This window comes from Pseudoalteromonas sp. PS5, assembly GCF_004103255.1.
GTDB classification, from domain to species: domain Bacteria; phylum Pseudomonadota; class Gammaproteobacteria; order Enterobacterales; family Alteromonadaceae; genus Pseudoalteromonas; species Pseudoalteromonas peptidolytica.
In genome coordinates, this window is record NZ_RCSQ01000089.1 from 1 (window position 1) to 22,173 (window position 22,173).

Genomic DNA, 22,173 nt, shown 5'->3' on the forward strand with positions numbered 1-22,173 from the left:
TATTAAGTCAATTGGTATAATACCTTTCTAGCAGCCAGTTTTAGCGCTAACTGCGTTGAATTCACTTCCAATAGCCAGTTATTGATACACAGACTTGCCTTGTATCAAGAGATCACTTCTGGCTAGACAAGGTAAAAAATCAAGCTCTGCTTTAACAACAATGAGTTAGCACAATCTACCTGTTACAACCCTAAGGTACTGCGAATTTCCTGCATCTTTTCTTTTAGGCTTTGTTGGATTTGCTGTACTTGCTGATGAGAGCTATTAACTTGGCCTTTCATGTTATCCATAGCCTTACCGAAAGTGTCTAATAAATCAGATTGTTGGTTAGCAAGCTCCATCGCATGTGCAGCCACCTGATTGGCACTTTGTGCACTGTGCGCCACACCTTCTGAATTTCGCTTTAATTCTTGAGCATGGTTAGTTTGTTGCTGTGCCTCATCGGCCAATGCTGAAATTTGGGTAGAAACTTTATTCGAGTTATCGCTAAGGGCGTTGAGTTGCTGATGAATATCCGTTAACGAAGCTTGTGTTTGCTGAGCAAGCTTGCGCACTTCATCCGCAACTACCGCAAATCCACGTCCATGCTCTCCTGCACGAGCAGATTCAATAGCAGCATTAAGCGCTAGCAAGTTGGTTTGTTCTGCAATTGAGCTAATCATATCAATGACTTTACTGACATCAGACACGCCAGTTAGCAACTCATTCAAACTTTCTAAGCCTTGTTCAACGCGCTTTTGTGTAGTCGATGACGCACTCAGCATCGATTCAGCATAAGCCACGCTTTGCGTCATCGCCTCAAATGTATTATTTGCGTTATCAGCAACTTGTGCATTAATGTGATTGGCCTCTGCACCTAATTGCCTCACCGAATCGAGTTGCGCTTGATTTTTCTCCACTTGCTCAAAAGTCCCTCCTGCTTGAGTCGATATTTTTGCCAAGTTGGTATTCATTTCTTCCATAAAAGTATTAATAACGCCAAGCATTGCTGAACGTTCATCAGCCTCTGCTCGCTGTCTATCGATTAATTGGTTGAAGTAGCTCGCTATTTCGCCAATTTCAGTATCTTGATTCTTACTTTTAATATTACTGAGTTCATTACTCTCTATCAGTTGCGCAAAGCCATCTCGTAGTTGCCTTAATGGTGTAAGGACTTGTTTAAATTGAACAAGGTATACAGTACCTGCCAGTATCACGAGTAAACCAATTGCACCACCAAATAGCATAAATACGTTGGCTTTTACCGCAGCCTGATCAGCAATCAGCTGCGCCTCAGCTTGTAAGATATTTTCTGAGATTGATTTAATATCGCCACGTAATGCCAACATACCTGCTTGACGCTCTTTAGATTGCTGTAGTGTGTTGTTAAGATCTCGGCCATAACGTTTTGGCCAACTTACAAGCTCAGCTTTAATTTCAAGTGCTAGGTCTTCGGCTTCGGCCCCCAAAAATAACTCGTCTTCATCTACCTCACTCATCACGCCTAAATTTTCAAGTTTCTCAATTTGCTGTGCAATATCTGTTAGTCGACGTAGACTTGCCATTAAACTCTGCTCTGTTTGCGGCTCATAAGACATCACTAACTGATAGGTATATAGACTGAGATTGGAGACTTCACTAAAGTAATCAGAGGCAAGTTCAAAGTAGGCCGCTTTTAGGTCGCTTTCTTGCGCTTTAATCGCATATTTTACCAGGCTGGATGCCGAGCCTGACATCTGCCTTAAGGCGTTATCTAATAGTGCTAGCTCGTTGCCGGATAGCTTGCCAAGTGCCCGGTATTTTTCAGAGATGTCTTGCTGTAATTGCTGTAACTTTTGCCTTATCTGCGCACTTAGCGCTTCAGGTAGGTTATTGACATCTTGTTGGAGTGTATTGATTTGCGCATCAGCCTTACTTAAATACTGGCTATCACCCGCGCTCAAGTAATCCTCTATCGTCCCTTCAAGCTCAATAATCACGGTGTTTTTAACCTGATTATATGCCGCACCTTGAACATCAAGTTCGGTTAGTACTTTGCTTGCCCACAATAGGCTAGCGCCAAGTAAAATACTCGCAGTCGTCAACAGTATTGCTAGCAACCGAGTAAAAGTAGATACGCGCATATAATCACAACCCCTCTATAAACATGCCCTGCAAGAGTATTAAGGATTTATGACAACTTGATTAAATCTGGAACCATTTTGTGTACAAATACGCAAAACCATACTTTTTACGTATATCCATCCAGACACCCGCTGATTAAAAAACAAACTATTTTATGATTATTTCATTGCTGCGTTAACATAAACATCAAAGCGATTTTTTTTAGTCTTAATCTGCATACTTGGTGTTTTATTATCTAAAAAGCCAGCATAATCAGGCCGTTTAACTACAACTCGCTTGCTTGCTAATTGCAACGCGAATGGTAGTAACGCATCAGCATCAAGATCGTTACCGACCAAGTCTTGAAACACTCGCATTTCTTTTTTTACCTGTGCCGACTTGTCACGGTGTGGAAACATGGGATCAAGATATACTACATCAGGGCGCCAATCAGCCTGCTCCAATAGCGCATGGCTAGAGCCAAACTCTAACTTCATACTCGCTTGCACCCACTCGCCAATTTCGCCATCCTGATAGGCACGTTGCAATCCATCATATAGTAGCGCCGCAACTATGGGGTTTCGTTCATGTAGTACTACCTTACAACCCATTGAAGCCAGTACAAAGGCATCACGCCCAAGCCCTGCGGTTGCGTCTAGTACAGTTGGGACTACACCTTTATTCAACCCTACAGCTTTAGCAATAGCCTGCCCTTTGCCACCACCAAATTTACGCCTATGTGCAACAGCGCCGGTAACAAAATCAACGCGGATAGCACCAAGCTTGGGCTCATCTTTTTTTACCAGCTGTAAGCCTAATTCATCATAATGCAGTTGAAACGTTGACTCATCCATACCAAGAGTTGGAAGGTCAAATAGCTTTGTAAGCGTATCTAGGTAGGGTCTGTTCTCTTCGAATGGGGTATGAATATACAAGCTTAACTCCCAAGGGTTATCAACCCGAGCAGTATACGCTTTTCCCACAATACTGTCTTTGAATATCCCACAAGCGTTCAAAACAATTCAATATCTACCTGCGATGCAACCTCCCCTTCATCCCAGGGTTTCGCAATTTTATTTAGGCTTTCAATAAGCTGTTGGCGCATTTCAGTAACTTCACCCAACTTATACTTGATAATGGTGAGTTCATCGCTTAGGTAGGTAAAGTGTTTATAAAGCTCTTGTAAGCGCTCGTGTTCCTGTGGCTGTAAAACCGAGAGCTGTTCACTTTGAATCAATGATTGAAACTCAGCCACTTTACCACTGTAGTGATTACCCACGCCGCTAAGGTGATCGCTCAACTCGGCAAATACTTGACCAATATGCTCGACTTTCGTGAGCGCATCTTCACTCACCTCCATATCTTTTATTTTGGCATCTGTCGCTTCCAAAATATGAGGAAAGAGATCTTTGTAACGGCCATACACCCCAGCGTCATCGACCGGCATATTTTTGATTAACAGAGAAACTTTTGGATAATTTATAATTGTTCGACGGCCAAAATCGACAAACCGACTGCCATTTTTATGCTTTTCAAACAGTTCTTGTTCTATTGGTTGGATCACTCCTTCGCTGGAGTAAAACGTAGCGCTTTGGCGGTACCAAAAAGCGACTGCAACATCCAGTTCCATGGGAATAAAAAACTCTAAGAAATAGCTGCTTAGGGTGCTCAAATCATGGGCATGATAAGACTGGCCAACATAACGCATAATGCGCCCCATGTCGCCTGAGTCTGTCATGGCAATTTCAGCAGTTGTTTGAGCTCGTTGCACATCCTGCTTTAATTTTGAAGACGTTTTTCTGTAGTCATCAAGGACATTAATACGGGCGAGTAATTCTTCTGCATTAAAAGGCTTGACGATATAGTCCGCAGCCCCTGCATTATAACCACGCATCCGCTCAGATATATCTGCTCTCGAAGATAAAAACATCACTGGAATATCTGCGGTTTCACTTTGCTTTTTGAGCTGTTCACAGACTTCAAACCCTGATATTCCAGGCATTTCAACATCTAACAAAATAATGTCCGGGCGGTATTTATTTGCCAGTCGTAAGCCTTCCTCACCATTTTTAGCATGTAAAATTTTGCAGGTACGTGATAATGCTTCATCCACGATGTGGTGGACCAATTTATCATCGTCAATGGCAAGAACCAGTTTAGTCATGTGGCTTTCCCTATTAATTCATATCTTTATAGAATAGTCAGAGATAGTGAATTTGCTAGCCAAATGTCTTACTTTGATTGCAAAAAAACGCCTTCAAATGAAGGCGCCTAGAATGGAAATATTGTTACGCTGCAATACCACTGTGACGCAGCAGTGCATCGACAGTAGGTGCCCGACCTCGAAAACGAGTAAACAACACCATAGGGGATTCAGAACCCCCTTTTTCCAATATGTGCTGCATAAACTCACGGCCAGTGCTGGGGTTAAAAATACCTTCTTCTTCGAATTTAGAAAACGCATCCGCAGAGAGTACTTCAGCCCACTTATATGAATAGTAACCTGCGCTATAACCACCAGCGAAAATATGGCTAAAGCTATGCTGGAAGCGGTTAAAGTCTGGCGCTTTTACCACTGCCGTTCGCGCACGCACAGCATCAAGAGTAGCTTGGATCTGACATCGCTTGTTTGGCTCGAAGTCTGCGTGAATATGAAAGTCAAACAATGAGAACTCTAATTGACGTAACATCTGCATAGCAGACTGAAAGTGTTTAGCTGCCAATAACTTATCAAGCATCTCTTTTGGTAATGGCTCACCCGTATCATAATGACCTGAAATAAAGTTTAGCGCCTCTTCCTCATAACACCAGTTTTCTAAAAACTGACTAGGTAACTCAACCGCATCCCATGCCACACCATTAATACCTGCTACTGGTGCCGTATCTATCTGGGTTAGCATGTGGTGAATACCATGACCAAACTCATGGAATAAAGTCGTGACTTCATTGTGGGTAAATAGTGCAGGTTTATCACCCACCGCTTTATTAAAGTTACATACCAAATAAGCAACAGGGATCTGTAATTCACCGTTTGCACGTCGCTTACGACCCATGCAGTCATCCATCCACGCTCCACCACGCTTATGCTCTCTGGCATAGAGATCTAGGTAAAACTGACCACGTAGTTGATCTTGGGCATCGTATATTTCAAAAAAACGTACGTCCGGATGATAAACATCAACGCCTTCAACTTCCGTTACGCGAATACCAAACAGTCGGTTAACCGTCTCAAATAGCCCTGAAAGCACTTTTGCTTCAGGGAAGTACGGTCGTAATGCTTCATCAGAAATGGCGTACTTCGCTTGTTTTAACTTTTCGCTATAGTACGCATAATCCCATGGCTGTAATTCACTAATGCCATACTCTTGGTGAACGAAATGGCGTAATTCGGCAACATCTTGCTCTGCCTGAGGTTTTGATTTGACAGCCAAGTCATTCAAAAATTCAAATACTTGAGCTGGACTATCTGCCATTTTTGTCGCCAGTGACTTTTCTGCAAAGTTAGCAAAGCCAAGCAATTGAGCAAGTTCATGTCGAAGCGTTAACGCCTCGTGCATAATCGCTGAGTTATCAAACTCGCCAGCATTTGGCCCTTGATCCGAGGCGCGTGTTACAAACGCACGATAAGCTTCTTCACGAAGCGCTTGGTTATCTGCATATGTCATTATTGGCAAATAAGAAGGAATGTCTAAGGTAAATACCCAACCTTCCAATCCTTTTGCTTCGCCAGTATGTGCTGCAAGCGCAAGTGCGGACTCAGGCAACCCAGTTAACAGCGCCTTGTCTGTCACTTGCTTATACCATGCTTGGGTTGCATCCATGACATTATTTCCAAATTTTGAAGCCAACTCTGACAACCGCGCAACAATTTCACCATAACGTTTTTGTTGTTGTGACCCCAATGCAATACCTGATAACTGGAAATCGCGCAGGGCATTATCTATGGTTGTCTTCTGCGCTGTAGTCAGGCGCTCAAACTCCTCAGACTCTTTTAATGCCGCATAGGCTTTATATAGCCCTTGGTGCTGTCCTGCATAGGTTGAATATTCAGAAATTAAAGGCAAGCATTCATCATAGGCTTTACGTAGCGCTTCTGAATTAACCACCGAGTGCATATGTGAAATTGGCGACCACACGCGATTGAGTTTATCGTCAGCCTCTTCTAAAGGTACAACAAAGTTATCCCAAGTGATGTTTTGCTGCGTTAAGATAACATCAATGGTCTCACGGCAATGCGCAATTGCAGCCTTTAATGCTTCAACAATGTGCTCAGGCTTAATTTTCGAAAAAGGGGGCAATCCTTCTAGCCCGATTAATGGGTTACTCATGGGCACGCTCTTTATCTTCTAATCTAATATTAAGGTTGAAATAAGGGTGTTAGGCCGCATTTACAAGTATCTGAACAGATTTTTGCTTAATATCGGTCTACAGTTGTGCACTTTTTCTATTTACTTAATATAAAGTAGTAGGATTTAAGCAAAATAAATAATTGGCGAGGAATTTTTATGGCTCAACATTTTGACTATATCGCAATAGGCGGTGGTAGCGGCGGAATAGCATCTGCAAACAGAGCAGCGATGCGAGGTGCTAAAGTTGCACTAATAGAGGCAAAACATTTAGGCGGCACTTGCGTAAACGTGGGCTGTGTACCAAAAAAAGCGATGTGGCATGGTGCTCAAGTTGCAGAAGCAATTAAGTTATACGCTCCAGATTATGGTTTTGATGTTGAACTAAAGAATTTTGATTGGGCAAAACTTGTCGAAAGCCGAGAAGCCTACATTGGTCGGATCCACCAAGGTTATAACAACTACCTTGCCAAAAATGGCGTTACCGTGATCAATGGCTTTGCTAAATTCGTCGATAACCGCACTATTGAAGTCAACGGCGAGCAATATACTGCTGACCATATCAATATCACCGTAGGCGGCCGCCCAACCATTCCAAATATTCCAGGTGCTGAGCATGGCATCGATTCTAATGGTTTTTTTGAGCTTAAAGAGCAGCCTCGTCGCGTTGCGGTTGTTGGCGCAGGTTATATTGCAGTAGAGCTTGCTGGTGTATTACATAGCTTAGGCACTGAAACACACTTATTTGTTCGTAAGCACGCTCCACTGCGTAACTTTGATCCCATCTTAGTTGAAACATTAACTGAGGTAATGGAAAAAGAAGGGCCTACACTACATACCCACGCAACACCAAAATCTGTCACCAAAGAAGAAGATGGCTCAGTCACCTTACACCTTGAAAATGGTGAATCATATACCGTAGACACACTGATCTGGGCGATTGGTCGTGAGCCCATGACTGATCTTATCAATCTTGCCGCAACAGATGTAGAAACAACACCTAGTGGCCATATTAAAGTTGATGAGTGGCAAAACACCACAGCTAAAGGTATTTATGCCTTAGGCGACATTATGGATGGTGGAATAGAGCTGACTCCTGTTGCCGTAAAAGCGGGAAGAATGCTCGCTGAGCGCCTATTTAATCCTGAATTGCCAAATGCCAAAATGGACTACGACTTAGTCCCTACCGTCGTCTTTAGCCACCCGCCAATTGGTACCATTGGTCTAACCGAGCTAGAAGCCGAAGAGAAATACGGCAAAGACAATATCAAGGTTTATACCTCTACCTTTGCTGCAATGTACACAGCGGTTACTCAGCATCGCCAGCCATGTCGTATGAAACTTGTTTGTGCGGGTAAAGAAGAGAAAATTGTTGGCCTGCATGGTATCGGTTTTGCGGTAGATGAAATGATCCAAGGCTTCGCCGTTGCCATGAAAATGGGCGCAACCAAAGCAGACTTTGACTCGGTAGTCGCGATACACCCAACCGGCTCCGAGGAGTTTGTGACCATGAGGTAACCGCATAATTTAATCATTAAGGCTAAATAATCAACGCGAGTTAACCAGTAACTCGCGTTTTTTTGTTTAAACTGGGTCTCTTATTTATTTACCCATTTAGATAGATACACTTAGCATGTCGGTATTCAAAACAGCGAATGCAAACACATAAACAGATTAAGGTTTAAACTCTAGAATATCGCCCGGTTGGCAGTCCAAATAATTGCAAATTTGGGCCAGTGTTTCAAACCTAACGCCTTTGACTTTACCGCGCTTTAACAGCGATAAGTTCGCTTCTGTGATGCCGATTTCTTTTGCCAGCTCTTTGGATGAGACCTTTCTCATGGCCATGACCACATCTAAGTTCACAACAATTTCCATCGCTAAATAAACTCCTTGTTTTCATCACTGATCTCTTGCGCTGCGCGCAGCAGATAAGCAACCGTCGCTAAAATACTAAGCGTAACCAACTCACCAAATTGTAATGACAGGACAAGGGTTGTGTGCTCAAAATAAGCATCATGCCAGTATGCAAAGATAACGCTCAGTGCACTGACGAAAAATATCGACAACACTTCAGTAATGATGAAATAGATAAAGCAAGACAAACACTCTCGAGTAAAAAAGTGTCCTTGCTCAAAATACTTTAGCAATCGAGTAATGAAATGGACCCCCGCCAATGCAAGGAACAATATTGGAGTCGTAGCTAGAAACAGAGCAACATTATTAACCTTATCAGACTGCCATAACTCATCAAACAGAGCATTGTCATAGTAACTGACACGATGATTGAATACCAACTCGTAGGCCAGAAATATCAGTACTATCGCTGTAGTAGATAGTACTCCCACGCGGATAAATTTACTTCTTCTTTGAATCATATCCAAAGTGATAGACATGTCAGCTCCTCATTTCTCATGCTCAGGGCGTACTATACCACACAGAAAAAAAACATCAAAAAACAACAATGAATTATTGTTTTACAATAATTAAAAATCATGTAATGATAATTTTAGAAAAAATGGAGTAGCCAATATGAAATACAATTTAATAAAAGTAAAAACGACAATTATCAGCTCACTTGTCCTTGCAGGGCTATCCCTAAGTGGTTGTCAAGTTGGTTCATTTACACAAAAAACCATACATACCGTTGCTCAAACGCAAACTCAGTTAATCGCGTTAAAAGATCTATTTAGTGAGCAAACAATGGAAAGTGTATCGCTATCACCTGATGGTGAATGGATTGCATTTCTTCAACCGCACAATGGTGCGAATAATATTCATCTAGTACGCAAAGGGGGGGATCTCTCTGATGCTAAACCAATCACCAACCTAACAGATTCTGTAGATAATTTCGTATGGTCTCACCATACGAATGAGATCATATTTAGCAAAGATCACGAGGGCAATGAAAACAAACAAATCTTCACGCTTCAGTTCAATCCTAATAATCTTAAAAATAGTATAATAATTACAAACCTAACGAACAAAGAAGATGTAAATTACATTCTTGCAAAACAGCTCCACGATAATTCAAACAAGCTGGCTGTATTTGCAAACCTGCTACAAAGTGATACATACAGCCTGTACCAGCTAGACACAAAAACCCACACTATGACGCTGATCGATCCCAATGAGCTGAAGTTTAGCAAGGCGATATTAAATCGCGCTGGAGAAATTATGGTGGGTGTCGTTTTAAACAATGATAGTTCTATGACTTTATACAAAAAAGAAGAGCAATCATGGCAACAGGTTTTGCGCACACAACCTGGTGAACAAGTTGAAGTTATTGGCTATAACGAACCAAAGCATACCGCAGTACTGTCAGGCAGCATCCAAGGGCGAGATAAGCAAGAACTTATTGAGCTTGATCTCGGTACAAATATATTACACACGCAACATCGTGATCCGCTCAATAACTCAGATTTATACCATGTTATTTTACAAGATGATGGGCAACCTCTTATCGCGGCATATTATGATTCGAGACTAAGAAACTACCCGCTCACTGAAAGTGCAGCATCTATACTATCTCGTATTACTTCACATTTCGGAGCAGACGCAGACATACACGTTGAACAAATAGAAGGTAAAACTGGACATTGGCATATCACCGCAAAGTATGCCAATAAGCCAGACGAACAATTTGTATTTAACCCAAATACTGATCAGCTTATTGGCCTGCTAAATCCAGAACCTTCGTTTGACCCTGAGCAGCTAGGTACAAGACAGTCAATAAACTATACCGCAACAGATGGCACAAAAATCCAAGCATATTTAACATTGCCTAAATATGCTAACACCACACTTCCCACAATTGTATTGCCACATGGTGGCCCTTGGGTTAGAGATAAATGGGAATTTAGCAGTGGTTACTTTGTTCCTATTGCACATTACTTTGCCAACAGAGGTTATGCCGTTCTACAGCCTAATTTCAGGGGCTCAACAGGGTTTGGTAAACATTTTACTAGCGCGGGTAACAAACAGTGGGGCATAGGTTCAATGCAGCAAGATATTACTGATGGCGTGCATTATCTTATTGCTCAAGGCATCACAGATAAAAATCGTGTTGGTATTATGGGAGGGTCGTATGGTGGCTTTGCTGCATTAGCGGGAGCGACGTTTACACCAGATTTATATAAAGCCGTTATTTCATATGTAGGGCCTTCTGATCTTAATGTATTTATGGCGTCATTCCCTGAGGCATATAGACCATATTTAGGCAACTTCTACGCTGCGATTGGTGATCCGGCAATTGAGGCTGATAGAAAGGACATGGCTGCACGCTCTCCCATCAACTTTATCGACAACATTAAAGCGCCAATTATGTTAATTCAAGGAGCAAATGATCCAAGAGTGCCACAGGAACAGTCTGAATTAATTGCTAAAGCATTATTCAACGCTCAATTACCTGTTGAATACATCTTAGCGAAAAATGAAGGGCATGGTTTTATTCAACACAACAATAAACTGGCTTCTATCATCGCCATGGAACGCTTTTTCGCAAAACATTTAGGTGGAACAAAGTCTGATAGCGATGATCCTGATTTAGTCAACCATCTAGCCACATTGACGGTAGATGTTAGCACCCTCTAAATACCATGAACTCGGGATAATAACTTGTTTTCTTGCAGCTGTTATCCCTCACTACTGCCTTAAATTTTTTTGTAATAGACCAGCTATTGACGCACAAGTTGCCTGGTATTAAAAAACAACTTTTGGCTAGTGTGATATTACACCTGTTGAGCTTATTAGGTAATTTGGTTGATTAACTCACTTATGACCCCGAGTTCAAGTTACATAAGATTAGTGTCTCTTGAAGTAATGCACGGATAACTATATAAAAGCTTACAATCTAGACTGGGGGCTATAATGAACCAGTCCTTTTTATATTATAAGCAATCAAAAATGACACTATTTAATCGTCAGCACTATTTCGTACGCACTCAACTAAAAAAGCCCAAATAAGGATATTTGGGCTTGGGGGGAAGTGACGATGAACGTCAACTAGTAAGGATTAGCGCTGGGCGCTATGTCAGATGTTATCGGTTAGACAGCTCGATCAGTGCTTGCGTAATAAGCTCAGGGTGAGTGAGCGGGATCAGGTGCTCTGTAGAGGTTATTGGCAAATACTGTCCTCCGCTTATTTCCGCGACTTCTTGAGACCACTTTCGACCTTCGGCTTCCCACTTAATCAAACCCGCTCTGGCTTCTTCTGTTTCTGCTTTTTCAATATCTAACTGTTCAAACTCACTATCGATCACGGTAATTGGAATACTGCTATCTGGTTGCCAGTTTCTCACTAACTCCAGATCGTCATGATAGTTCATCATTTCATTTACTCGGATAAGTTGAGCCTCAATACTATAACGTGTTTGCATGATTTGATTGAAGTAATCCCAATCCATATGCTGGGCAAACTCACTTTCTTCCAGCAAAGACTCTACATGCGCCTGCTCCTCAGCTATTTTGCCATTCATTTTTTCCTGCCACTTTCCTGCACTCACGTGGTCTATCAAATGCTGACCCCACTCGCGATAAATATCAACAGGGTAACCCTGATACTGTGCAATTGAGTGCGGTAATAAAATGTCCGGATCCATCCACAACATACTGGCAATCTTTTGTTTGAAGTCTTCCGACTGTTGCATAGCAATAAGCGGTACAGAGTTGCTATTAGCAAAACTCACCAAATGCACATTGCTCAAATCAAGCTTCTCAAATAGCACTGGAAGATCTGTTGCAAACTTTTGCATTGACGGTGCGCTGGTGTTACTACTAAGCCCTTGCCCAAGCCTATCAATCACATACACATTAAACTGTGTTGATAAATAAGGTTGTAGCAGTGCAAACCATGCGCTATCACTATGAAAATGTAAATTGGCTCCTGACAGCATCACCACGGTTGGCTTGTCTGTTTGCGGTGTTACATTCCGCACATGGTAGTAGTCTTCATTAATAGCAATAAGGTCAGAACCTTGCGGAAGCGGATGCTTACTAGCCTTTTCAAAAAACTCCATGATTGATTGAGTTGTGTTTATTGGAGAAAGGTTCCAGCTGTGACCAGCTCCATCAACACTGATAAGCTCTGTTTGAATAGCACGGTTTGGATAATAAGTTAACGTGACGCCTTGCTCTACTTTTTTATCTGTAGAAAGTGCTGACTCATAGTTCAAGTTACCTATGATCTTGATCGCTTGTGGTGATGAGAGTAGACCAAAATTAGCATGACTTCTGCCGGTGTATGGCAACACTGTATCCGCCTTGCCATGCATAATACGATAATGTGTAGGTGTATCAAAACTACAGCTATCACCTAGCTGATATGACATGGGTGCTCCAACAGTCACGATTGCATTAAAGACCTCAGAGCGATTACATAATAAGTTTTGTACAAAGAGCCCGCCTTGAGAAAAACCAGTAGCATAAATTTCGCCATCAATTAGTTGATATTTGGCTTTAAGTTCAGCAATCATGTCATCTACAAAACCAAGGTCATCCACACCTAAGCGATCTGCTTTATTACAACGGCAGCCTTCATTCCACTCTTCATTTTTTGATTTTGGATAAACCACTAAGTAGTCATCACTTTGTTCATGCAGCTTGGTCATCGCAGCCATACCTTGACTGTTCCCTCCAGAGCCGTGAAAAGCAAATAGTAACTTATACGCTTTATTGGTGTTTTCTACTGGCTTCATATAGTAGAAACGCTCATTTACTTCATGTTGTTCAAAACCACCAACCATCTTTGAATCATTACCATTACTCACTGGCGCTTCATCATTAATGTGATTGCTACCGCCACATCCAACAAGTAATGCAGCTAGCGTAAGGCTTAACACCCGCGGTAAAAAAAGGTTACTTGTCATGTTGGTCATTCCTATTTTATCGTTTTCCTGTACTCTAACTACCACGGGATAAAGCGCGACGATTTAATATGAAATCGTCATGACGAATTCATTACCATAAAATATAAATAATAAAATCAAAGGGATAAAAAGAGATGCGCTATGAGTTTGCAGCAATTCAGTTTGATACTGTTAATCGTACGCTGACAAATAGCACGAGTACTATCAGGCTTGAGCCTAAACCTTATTCATTACTACTCACCTTAATTGAAGGCGGTGGTGATGTTGTCTCCCGCGATACATTAATAGAAAAAGTATGGCTGGGGCGTATTGTTACAGAAAGCGCCGTAAATAAAGCGGTCTCTACATTACGTCAACATATCAATAAGTTAGATGGACAAAATGAATATATTGAAACCATTCCAACACTTGGATATCGGCTCGTACCTGCGGTTACGCAGTTACACAAAGATGTAACTCCTACGGTTTCGAGCCACAAAAATATTACGTTAATAGCGGCTACATTCATATTTAGTATTTGTATAGCGCTATTCGTAGCTTACTTTTTTCAAGCACAACCAAACGTCTCGCCTCTCGTTCCACACAAGTTGACTAGTCAAAATGGTATTGAATTACAATTAAGTGGCGCACCATTGTCAAAGAGCTTTAGCTATCTGCATCCAATTTCTCCACCATACTCGGAGCTTTGGCTCAACCGCAATGGCACAAACATTCAGTTATTGAGTGGTAATTTGAGAGCGCAAACACTGAGCCAAGATGCAAAATACATTGCCTATATTGATGATGAACAAAACTGTTCAGTTAAACAACTAGATATAACAGCACAAAAAACACAGACACTATTCCCCTGCCAAGTAATAGAAAATATAAAACTCAGTTGGGGTAGAAACCATCAAGAGCTTATCTATCGTAAGCGCACTAACATACACAGTGGCTATGGACTTTACCGCTTTGACCTCAACACTCTTAGGCATACCCAGCTTACACTCCCTCCAGCAACAGGAAACCTGAAAGGCGACCACCTTTTTAGTTTGTCTCAAGCAAAGGACAAACTTAGTGTTGCAACGTACCTTGGTGAAGATAAACACCGATTAACGATTTATCGCTATCCAGAGATGACTATTGAGCAAACTATTGCGCTCCCTCACCATTTGTCATCGATAACATGGTCAGCTGATGGCAAATTAGTGTACTTTACTGATGCAAATAGTATCTACAGTGCTAATGTTGGTAATAAAGCGGTGACATTGGTACACAAACTCACAGCCCCTATAGAGAGTATTACTCTGTTAAATAGCAATAATACTCTGCTGTTTAATCAATATAAGCTCACGAGTGTAGTTAAACTCTTTGATATATCAGAAAACACCATAACGCCTGTCGTTAATAACCAAGCACTTAACCGCCTGCCCCGTGCAAACCACTCACAACAAGTATGGTACATCTCTGATCATGGTGCTGATTCAGCTTTATGGTCTGTCGATACGAGCACACAAACAAATGTCGCTACGCCACTGCCACATGCTTTTAATTTTCAACGCTTTACACTTAATCATGATGCTTCAAAAGTTCTGTTTGAGTATCGAGATGCAATTTATCAATTTGATACCAAATCACAGCATGTAACTGAAGTTATCAGTGACGAATTAAAAGCTTATGTTGCTAACTATGGCAAACATGATGATGAGATAATCTACAGCAGTGAACGCTCAGGTAGTTGGCAATTATGGTCAGTCAACTTAAATACAGACAAACACCAACAGCTCACCACAAAGGGAGGATACAGTGGTTATGCACATGGTGATGCTATTTATTTCACCAAGTTTAGCCAACCAGGTATTTGGCAGCTACAGGAAGGCCTAGAGTCTCTTATTGTTCCTGATGTGGCGATTAGAAATTGGTTAAACTGGCGGCCAAGAGGCAACGCATTATACTATGAAAAAGATAACCATATTTGGCAGTTTGATCTCAACACACATCAAGAAAAACAATACCTAGCGCTGCCATCAAGCTTTATTGGTCAATTTGATGTGTTAGCAAATGGGGATATTGTTTTTGCACAGCTAAACCAGCCCAGCGGCGAGCTTTGGCGGCTATCACTAAACAACTAAACAACTAAACAACTAAACAACTAAACAACTAAACAACTAAACAACTAAACAACTAAACAACTAAACAAAGGATTGTTTGGCTGAAAACAAAAAACCCAGCCGTGGCTGGGTTTTTATTGATTCTTGAAACGAATTACTTGATTTTCGCTTCTTTGAAGATCACGTGTTTACGAACCTTAGGGTCGAACTTTTTGATCTCCATTTTTTCAGGCATGTTACGCTTGTTCTTGTCGGTAGTGTAGAAATAACCAGTACCAGCTGTAGAAACTAAACGGATCTTATCACGCATGATTTAAGCTCCTTAAATTTTTTCGCCGCGAGCACGGATATCTGCTAGTACCGCGTCGATGCCTTTTTTATCGATAATACGCATACCTTTAGTAGTAGTGCGTAGAGAAACGAAACGCTTTTCGCTTTCAACCCAAAAACGGTGTGTTTGTAGGTTAGGTAGGAAGCGACGCTTAGTAGCGTTGCGCGCGTGCGAACGGTGGTTACCAACCACTGGGCGCTTACCTGTAACTTGACAGACTTTAGACATGTCTATGTATCTCCAATAACTTCGCTCGAGCTTAATTTTCCCTTAAAGGCCTTTTAACTGCGTGCCCTAGGTAAAATCAAAGGGCGCTCTTTATACAGTATCTACAGGCAGAGATCAAGGATCTGATCCTACTGAAATCAGCTCATGGGTAAATTTGATAGCGGCCAATTATAATGATCCGAAGCCCTTGAGGAAAGTAAAAACTGCATTTAAATTGAACTAATTTATAAAATTTATACAAATATGCTGATTTAACGAGCAAAATTCTTATTTTCCTCATTTCTAGCTATTTATTTTTGTTGTTTGATTTTCACTCTTAGCCATCCACTTTGTACTTATTTCTACAACATCTGCGTTAAAGTTGAGGAGCAAAGTCCAAACAACACTAAAACCCCTGAAATTTTATGCCCGCAACAACAAAGTCATATCATGCCTAAACAAGCCCTCGTTCAGCAAAAGAAATACAATGATTGCCTGCAACAATTAAGTGATCCAGCACATTGATATCAACTAGCCCCAGACCTTTTTGCAGCTTGTTGGTAATAAGTTTGTCGGCCTCGCTTGGTTCAGCCACTCCTGATGGGTGGTTGTGGGCAAAAATAACCGATGCGGCATGATGCTTAAGCGCAGCTTTAACAACCTCCCTTGGATACACCGATGCGCTATTTATTGTGCCATGAAATAATACTTCATCTTTTATTAAACGATTCTGATTATCTAGATAAAGCACCATAAAGACTTCATGCCCAAGTCCTCGCAGCTGAGCAGTTAAGTATTCGCGCACCGCGCTGGGATTGTGAAACACCGTATCTCGTTGACATTCTTCTCTCAAATAGCGACGACTCAACTCTAACACGGCTTGTAACTGGGTATATTTTGCAACACCTAACCCTTTTAACGCAGAAAACTCTTCCAACGATGCGTTAAATAGACATTGTAGTGTTTGCTGTTGTTCTAATAAGGACTCAGCCAACTCAATAGCGTTCAATCCTTGAATACCGGTGCGCAAGAAGATAGCCAACAGCTCAGCATCACTGAGCGCTTGTGCGCCATATTTAATCAGTTTTTCTCTCGGTCTAGCCGACTTTGGTAAAGCGGATATTTGCATGATATGTCCCTTATCTAGTAGATTTCCTAGCAATTTACTCAATTAACCTAAACTGCGGCTAATTAATTACAACCTCCCTTGTAGCCTCTTTGAACTTGTTTGTATTCGATTACTTCTCCTCCAATTGAACAAGTATAAAGCTAATTTGTGTAAACTAAGCTTAGCTGCCGTGCTCGATTATTCAAAAGCAAATACAGACTGTGTTATCTTAACGCTATGAACCCCATCAATGTATAAAACTCACATGCAAAGAAATAAACGTCTCTTACTTGGGATCAGTGGCGGTATCGCTGCTTATAAATGCGCAGCACTTGTGCGACGCTTAAAAGAGCAGCACGTGGATGTCAAAGTAGTGATGACTGAATCAGCAAAACATTTTATCACTCCATTGACCATGCAAGCGGTATCTGGAGAAATAGTGTCTGACTCTTTGCTTGATCCACAAGCTGAAGCATCGATGGGTCACATTGAATTTGCGAAGTGGGCAGATCTTGTTTTAGTCGCACCAGCAACTGCTAACATGATAGCGAAAATGGCTGGCGGAATAGCGGATGACTTACTAACGACCTTGTTACTAGCCACCCCTGCGCCAGTTGCTATTGCACCTGCTATGAACCAACAAATGTATGCTCACCTCTCCACGCAAGCAAACCTAAGCACGCTCGCATCACGCAATGTAAACGTGTGGGGGCCTGGGAAAGGCGAGCAAGCGTGTGGAGATGTTGGTGCTGGTCGTATGCTTGAACCACACGAATTAGTCCAGCTTTGCCTTAATGCACTTACTCCTTTACCACAAGTTTTAGCAGGAAAAACAGTAACGATAACTGCCGGTCCAACACGTGAAGCACTAGACCCTGTACGCTTCATCACCAATCATAGCTCTGGAAAAATGGGCTTTAGCCTTGCCGAGGCTGCACATGCACTGGGTGCCAAAGTCAACCTAATAGCAGGGCCAGTTTCACTACCCACTCCAGGTGGTTGTAAACGCATTAACGTTGAAAGTGCAGCGCAAATGCACCAATCTGCACTGGAGTATGCTCCACAATCTGACATTTTTATCGGCTGTGCCGCGGTGGCAGACTACCGCGCCGCATCCGTTGCAAGTCAGAAAATCAAAAAGCAAGGTGATGAGATCACGCTTACCCTCACCAAAAATCCAGACATTATTGCCAGCGTTGCAGCCTTACCCACATCGCGCCCTTATACCGTCGGCTTTGCCGCGGAAACACAAAATGTTGCACAATATGCACAAGGCAAATTAATCAATAAGGGGTTAGATATGATTTGTGCCAATGATGTATCGAATAGTAATGTTGGCTTCAATTCTGATAACAATGCGCTGACCCTTTATTGGAAAAAAGAACGAATAGAGCTTCCCCAATCTAGCAAAAAAGAGTTAGCACTCACTGTCATGCAAGCCATTGCTGAAAAGATAAAATAACCTTCATGTAAAAAACTGGAAAGAAACTGAATAAAACATTAACATGATACCTCGATAGCGTGTAAACGAGTCGGGGTTTACATGGCTGTGCATTACTCTCTGTGCTTAATAAACCCGACAAAAAACATAACAATTAGAAAAATAAGGGAAATTTCATGCCAGCGACAAAACGCAGTAATCGCAAAGAGCAAATACTTCAATCTCTCGCACAGATGCTGGAAACCAGTCCGGGGCAACGTATCACCACCGCTAAGCTGGCCACCGAGGTCGGTGTATCTGAAGCTGCACTATATCGCCACTTTCCGAGTAAAGCGCGAATGTTTGAGGGCTTAATTGAATTTATCGAAGATACTTTACTATCGCGTATCAATTTAATTTTAGAAAATGAAAAAGAAACGCGTAGCCGCATTTACAATATTCTGACGTTACTACTTACTTTCGCCGAAAAAAACCCGGGGATCACGCGGATCCTAACAGGTGACGCTTTGCAAGGTGAACAAGAGCGTTTGCGTGAGCGCGTGCAAAGCTTATTTGAAAAGTTAGAAACACAATTCAAACAAGTATTAAGAGAGCGCAAGCTTCGTGAAGGCAAGGCGTTTACAAGTGAGGAAAGTGTCCTTGCGAACTTCTTTTTGGCATTTGTTGAAGGCAAAATGAACCAATTTGTGCGCAGTGACTTTAAAGCAAAGCCAACAGCACAGTTTGATAAACAATGGGTTGAACTAGAGAAAATTTGGCTGTGATTTAGTCGCTTAATAGCCACCTCACACCGCAGAGCATTTTAGTTTCACAGATAAAAGTGATAAAAATACAATAAATAATTAACTAAAATGCTCATCTTATGACTTTAAAACTATCCTTGCTAAGCGCAGCACTCATCAGTGCTAGCAGTTTTGCAGCAAAGCCCAGTCTTGAATTTAAAGACGTTTTTGATTTTCGTTACCCTCATGGCACCGTCATGTCCGAGCAAGGAAATTACCTTGGCTTGAGCGCTAAGCCCTACCGTGGCGATAGCGAAGGGCAAGTGTACGCATTACAAAATCATACCTTAATCGCTACCGTGCCACGCGGCATAAACCCTGTCATTAATAAAAATGCACAATGGGTTGGCTTTACTCAGGTTCCCACTTTACTCGCTAAAGAAACTGCCAGTAAAAAAGAAAAAAAAGCGCTAAAAAATAACTTAGTGTTAGTCAATACACACACTAAAGCGCAGCACACCTTTGCTGATGTAAAGGATTACCAATTATCAGATGATGGGTTATGGCTGGTATATCGGGAAGATAAAAAGAGTGCTAAGCAAGTAGAGTCAGCAGCCAAAGACGAAAAAGCCTCAAGCGATCTGAAAATCACAGCAGATAAGAAAGACCAAGCACTTACCTTAGTTGTCACCGACCTCACAACCAACAAGAGTACTCGTTACGACAACATAGCAGCTTATGATTTAGCACCAGACAGCCGCGGTATCCTTGTCAGCCAACATAGCGAAGATGGCGGAAAAAACCGCGTCGCATTTGTTGATTTACAAAACCTTCAACTTACCAGCTTGATAGATGAGCCCGGTGTAACCTTAGGTGATATTGCTTGGCAGCCAAATGCCGAGCGAGTTGCATTTTATTTAGGTAACTATGTTAACGATGATAAGCGCCGCCGCGACTACCAGCTAAAACTATGGTCTCCTGTAGACAATAAGCTGACTGACATCACTAACCCCAGCGGCTGGTTTTCAGGTAAGACTGCAAAATTAGAATGGTCAGAAGATAGTACTCGTCTCTTTTTTGAAAACCGCCCGGTTTTGGAGGCAAAAGTACCAGCAGCTAAATACGAAGATGAGCGCTCACTTTATGATTACGACACAATCCGTGAGCAAAAAGGTTTAAAAGTTTGGCATAACGCTGATCTTGAGATAAAGCCCAGAGAAATAAAAACATGGAATGAAAGGCGCCGCGATCAACACTACCAAGCGGTGTTTCATATTAATGGCCAGCGCATAGTCCAACTTGAAAACCAACAGGTGCCAAGCATTACATTACGTAGCAATGCAAACTTTGTATTAGGTAGTAATGATGAGCCTTATCTAAAACAAATCATGTATAAAGGCTTTTATCAAGATTATTACGCTGTAAACGTCAATTCTGGACATGCCCAGCTCATCGTAAAAGAAAGTGCCAATCGTCCAAGCCTTTCACCAACGGGTAAACATGCTGCATATTTTGACGGCGAGCAACTGTGGTTAACAGCACTCTCCACTCAAAAGCGCACAGCCATTAGCCAAGCGGTAAAAGAGGCGATATTTGTTGATGACAAGCACGATTACCCCGGACCAAACTCTGGCTATGGTTTTGCTGGTTGGCAGCTTGATGGCTCCATACTTTACGCTTACAGTAAATATGACATTTGGGCATTTGATACCAGCACATTTAATGCGACACGCTTAACTGATGGTTACAAAACAAAAACCCAATACCGCATTGAATATAAGCCTAAAGACAGCCTTGGCTTTAAGGCTGATGACACCATGGTTTTGCGGGCACATAACCTCGAAAATAAGCAAACACATATCGCCACACTTGCACTAAAAGACGGCCAGTTGCAGCATGTGTTAACAGGTGAATCAAAACATCGTGTAGTCAAGAAATCTAAAGACGCTGACACTTACTTAGTAACTAGGCAGTCCTATCATGAATTTCCTGATTACTGGGTCACAAATGGCCAGTTCGCTCAGCCTACCAAGATCACTAACTTGAATCCACAACAGCAAACTTTTGCTTGGGGTCAAAAGCCTGAGCTTGTGCAATACAAGGGCTATAACGGCGAAGCACTACAAGGTGTACTAATCAAACCTGCCAACTATAAAGCTGGTGATAAAGTGCCTGTGGTCATTTATTTCTATCGTTATATGAGTCAGCGTATGTATGACTTCCCAAAAATGGAGCTAAATCACAGGCCAAACTTCCCGATGTTCACTTCAAATGGCTATGCGATATTCTTACCGGATATTCGTTTTGAGGTGGGTCATCCAGGTCCGTCATCTACACAAACCATGATCAATGCAGCTCAAGCGCTGATAGATATGGGTGTTGCGGATCCTGAAAAAATTGGCTTGCAAGGTCACTCTTGGGCGGGCTACCAAAGTGCATTTATGATCACCCAGACGGATATGTTTAAAGCGGTTGTCTCTGGTGCACCGGTTTCAAACATGACCTCTGCATACAGTGGTATTCGCTTGAAGTCAGGCCTTGCGAGACAATTTCAGTATGAATCAGGGCAAAGCCGTATTGGTAAAACACTGACGGAAGCACCCGATTTATATATCGAAAACTCTCCGGTGTTTTTTGCAGATAAAGTAAATACGCCTATTCTCATCATGTTTGGCGATAAAGATGGCGCAGTACCTTGGCAAGAAGGTATTCAATACTATTTAGCATTAAGAAGACATGATAAAGACGCTATTTTCTTACAATACGAAGGTGAGCCGCACCACCTAAAACAGTTCCCTAACCAAGTCGATTTTTCAATTCGTATGAAAGAATATTTTGACTACCACCTAAAGGGGATGCCACCAGCCAAGTGGATAACCTCAGGTGAGGCATTTATCACTGAAGAGTAATCGGCACTTCTGGTATTAACCATCAAGGACACCATTTCGGTGTCCTTTTTTTTGGCAACACCGACCTACCT

16 protein-coding genes are annotated in these 22,173 nt (G+C 41.9%); 6 read left to right on the forward strand and 10 right to left on the reverse strand.

The window, feature by feature from the left end; genetic code table 11:
* Positions 1–182: 182 nt before the first annotated feature.
* From D9603_RS12505 to prlC, 4 genes are all read right to left on the reverse strand, one after another.
* Complete coding sequence (locus D9603_RS12505) at positions 183–2,102, reverse strand: methyl-accepting chemotaxis protein (RefSeq protein WP_128731568.1); 1,920 nt, start codon at positions 2,100–2,102, stop codon at positions 183–185.
* Positions 2,103–2,261: 159 nt separating this feature from the next.
* Entirely contained in the window at positions 2,262–3,017 is a 756-nt protein-coding gene (locus D9603_RS12510; RefSeq protein ID WP_128731598.1) for a class I SAM-dependent methyltransferase, read from the reverse strand.
* A gap of 77 nt (positions 3,018–3,094) precedes the next feature.
* The gene (locus D9603_RS12515; protein WP_128731569.1) at positions 3,095–4,246 is read right to left on the reverse strand and encodes a response regulator; all 1,152 of its coding nucleotides are present in this window, start codon (positions 4,244–4,246) and stop codon (positions 3,095–3,097) included.
* 124 nt (positions 4,247–4,370) lie between these two features.
* A complete protein-coding gene (prlC, locus tag D9603_RS12520; protein WP_128731570.1) occupies positions 4,371–6,410 on the reverse strand; it encodes an oligopeptidase A in 2,040 nt (679 codons plus the stop codon).
* A gap of 177 nt (positions 6,411–6,587) precedes the next feature.
* Between prlC and gorA the strand changes: the two genes are divergently transcribed.
* A complete protein-coding gene (gene gorA / locus D9603_RS12525; RefSeq protein ID WP_128731571.1) occupies positions 6,588–7,946 on the forward strand; it encodes a glutathione-disulfide reductase in 1,359 nt (452 codons plus the stop codon).
* 156 nt (positions 7,947–8,102) lie between these two features.
* Here the strand turns inward: gorA and D9603_RS12530 are convergent, their stop codons facing one another.
* Both D9603_RS12530 and D9603_RS12535 read right to left on the reverse strand, forming a co-directional pair.
* On the reverse strand, positions 8,103–8,306 hold the full coding sequence (locus tag D9603_RS12530) for a helix-turn-helix transcriptional regulator (protein WP_128726032.1): 204 nt from the start codon (positions 8,304–8,306) through the stop codon (positions 8,103–8,105).
* 2 nt (positions 8,307–8,308) lie between these two features.
* Positions 8,309–8,824, reverse strand: a complete 516-nt coding sequence (locus D9603_RS12535) for a hypothetical protein (RefSeq protein ID WP_128731572.1) — start codon at positions 8,822–8,824, stop codon at positions 8,309–8,311.
* A 136-nt stretch (positions 8,825–8,960) separates the two neighbouring features.
* Between D9603_RS12535 and D9603_RS12540 the strand changes: the two genes are divergently transcribed.
* The gene (locus D9603_RS12540; protein WP_128731573.1) at positions 8,961–11,021 is read left to right on the forward strand and encodes an alpha/beta fold hydrolase; all 2,061 of its coding nucleotides are present in this window, start codon (positions 8,961–8,963) and stop codon (positions 11,019–11,021) included.
* Positions 11,022–11,467: 446 nt separating this feature from the next.
* On the opposite strand, the gene D9603_RS12545 is transcribed toward D9603_RS12540, so the two are convergent.
* Positions 11,468–13,294, reverse strand: a complete 1,827-nt coding sequence (locus D9603_RS12545) for an alpha/beta hydrolase (protein ID WP_128731574.1) — start codon at positions 13,292–13,294, stop codon at positions 11,468–11,470.
* Between the two features lie 134 nt (positions 13,295–13,428).
* On the opposite strand from D9603_RS12545, the gene D9603_RS12550 reads away from it, so the two are divergent.
* Entirely contained in the window at positions 13,429–15,405 is a 1,977-nt protein-coding gene (locus D9603_RS12550; RefSeq protein WP_128731575.1) for a winged helix-turn-helix domain-containing protein, read from the forward strand.
* A gap of 133 nt (positions 15,406–15,538) precedes the next feature.
* On the opposite strand, the gene rpmG is transcribed toward D9603_RS12550, so the two are convergent.
* The 3 genes from rpmG to radC form a co-directional block, all read right to left on the reverse strand.
* Positions 15,539–15,694, reverse strand: a complete 156-nt coding sequence (gene rpmG, locus D9603_RS12555) for a 50S ribosomal protein L33 (RefSeq protein ID WP_010364212.1) — start codon at positions 15,692–15,694, stop codon at positions 15,539–15,541.
* Between the two features lie 12 nt (positions 15,695–15,706).
* A complete protein-coding gene (gene rpmB, locus D9603_RS12560) occupies positions 15,707–15,943 on the reverse strand; it encodes a 50S ribosomal protein L28 (protein ID WP_099643122.1) in 237 nt (78 codons plus the stop codon).
* A 433-nt stretch (positions 15,944–16,376) separates the two neighbouring features.
* Positions 16,377–17,051: a DNA repair protein RadC gene (gene radC, locus D9603_RS12565; RefSeq protein ID WP_125251127.1), complete on the reverse strand. Its 675-nt coding sequence runs from the start codon at positions 17,049–17,051 to the stop codon at positions 16,377–16,379.
* A 244-nt stretch (positions 17,052–17,295) separates the two neighbouring features.
* Between radC and coaBC the strand changes: the two genes are divergently transcribed.
* The 3 genes from coaBC (at position 17,296) to D9603_RS12580 (ending at position 22,102) form a co-directional block, all read left to right on the forward strand.
* On the forward strand, positions 17,296–18,492 hold the full coding sequence (gene coaBC / locus D9603_RS12570) for a bifunctional phosphopantothenoylcysteine decarboxylase/phosphopantothenate--cysteine ligase CoaBC (protein ID WP_128731599.1): 1,197 nt from the start codon (positions 17,296–17,298) through the stop codon (positions 18,490–18,492).
* A gap of 155 nt (positions 18,493–18,647) precedes the next feature.
* The gene (gene slmA / locus D9603_RS12575; RefSeq protein WP_125251128.1) at positions 18,648–19,235 is read left to right on the forward strand and encodes a nucleoid occlusion factor SlmA; all 588 of its coding nucleotides are present in this window, start codon (positions 18,648–18,650) and stop codon (positions 19,233–19,235) included.
* A 98-nt stretch (positions 19,236–19,333) separates the two neighbouring features.
* Positions 19,334–22,102, forward strand: a complete 2,769-nt coding sequence (locus D9603_RS12580) for a prolyl oligopeptidase family serine peptidase (RefSeq protein ID WP_128731576.1) — start codon at positions 19,334–19,336, stop codon at positions 22,100–22,102.
* The last annotated feature ends 71 nt before the right edge of the window (positions 22,103–22,173 follow it).

Bases quoted from the DNA above. Each gene is read 5' to 3' on its own strand.
- rpmB (WP_099643122.1), bottom strand. From the start codon at position 15,943: ATGTCTAAAGTCTGTCAAGTTACAGGTAAGCGCCCAGTGGTTGGTAAC.
- rpmG (WP_010364212.1), bottom strand. From the start codon at position 15,694: ATGCGTGATAAGATCCGTTTAGTTTCTACAGCTGGTACTGGTTATTTC.
- slmA (WP_125251128.1), top strand. From the start codon at position 18,648: ATGCCAGCGACAAAACGCAGTAATCGCAAAGAGCAAATACTTCAATCT.
- D9603_RS12505 (WP_128731568.1), bottom strand. From the start codon at position 2,102: ATGCGCGTATCTACTTTTACTCGGTTGCTAGCAATACTGTTGACGACT.
- gorA (WP_128731571.1), top strand. From the start codon at position 6,588: ATGGCTCAACATTTTGACTATATCGCAATAGGCGGTGGTAGCGGCGGA.
- coaBC (WP_128731599.1), top strand. From the start codon at position 17,296: ATGCAAAGAAATAAACGTCTCTTACTTGGGATCAGTGGCGGTATCGCT.
- D9603_RS12515 (WP_128731569.1), bottom strand. From the start codon at position 4,246: ATGACTAAACTGGTTCTTGCCATTGACGATGATAAATTGGTCCACCAC.
- prlC (WP_128731570.1), bottom strand. From the start codon at position 6,410: ATGAGTAACCCATTAATCGGGCTAGAAGGATTGCCCCCTTTTTCGAAA.
- D9603_RS12550 (WP_128731575.1), top strand. From the start codon at position 13,429: ATGCGCTATGAGTTTGCAGCAATTCAGTTTGATACTGTTAATCGTACG.
- radC (WP_125251127.1), bottom strand. From the start codon at position 17,051: ATGCAAATATCCGCTTTACCAAAGTCGGCTAGACCGAGAGAAAAACTG.
- D9603_RS12535 (WP_128731572.1), bottom strand. From the start codon at position 8,824: ATGTCTATCACTTTGGATATGATTCAAAGAAGAAGTAAATTTATCCGC.
- D9603_RS12545 (WP_128731574.1), bottom strand. From the start codon at position 13,294: ATGACAAGTAACCTTTTTTTACCGCGGGTGTTAAGCCTTACGCTAGCT.
- D9603_RS12540 (WP_128731573.1), top strand. From the start codon at position 8,961: ATGAAATACAATTTAATAAAAGTAAAAACGACAATTATCAGCTCACTT.
- D9603_RS12580 (WP_128731576.1), top strand. From the start codon at position 19,334: ATGACTTTAAAACTATCCTTGCTAAGCGCAGCACTCATCAGTGCTAGC.
- D9603_RS12530 (WP_128726032.1), bottom strand. From the start codon at position 8,306: ATGGAAATTGTTGTGAACTTAGATGTGGTCATGGCCATGAGAAAGGTC.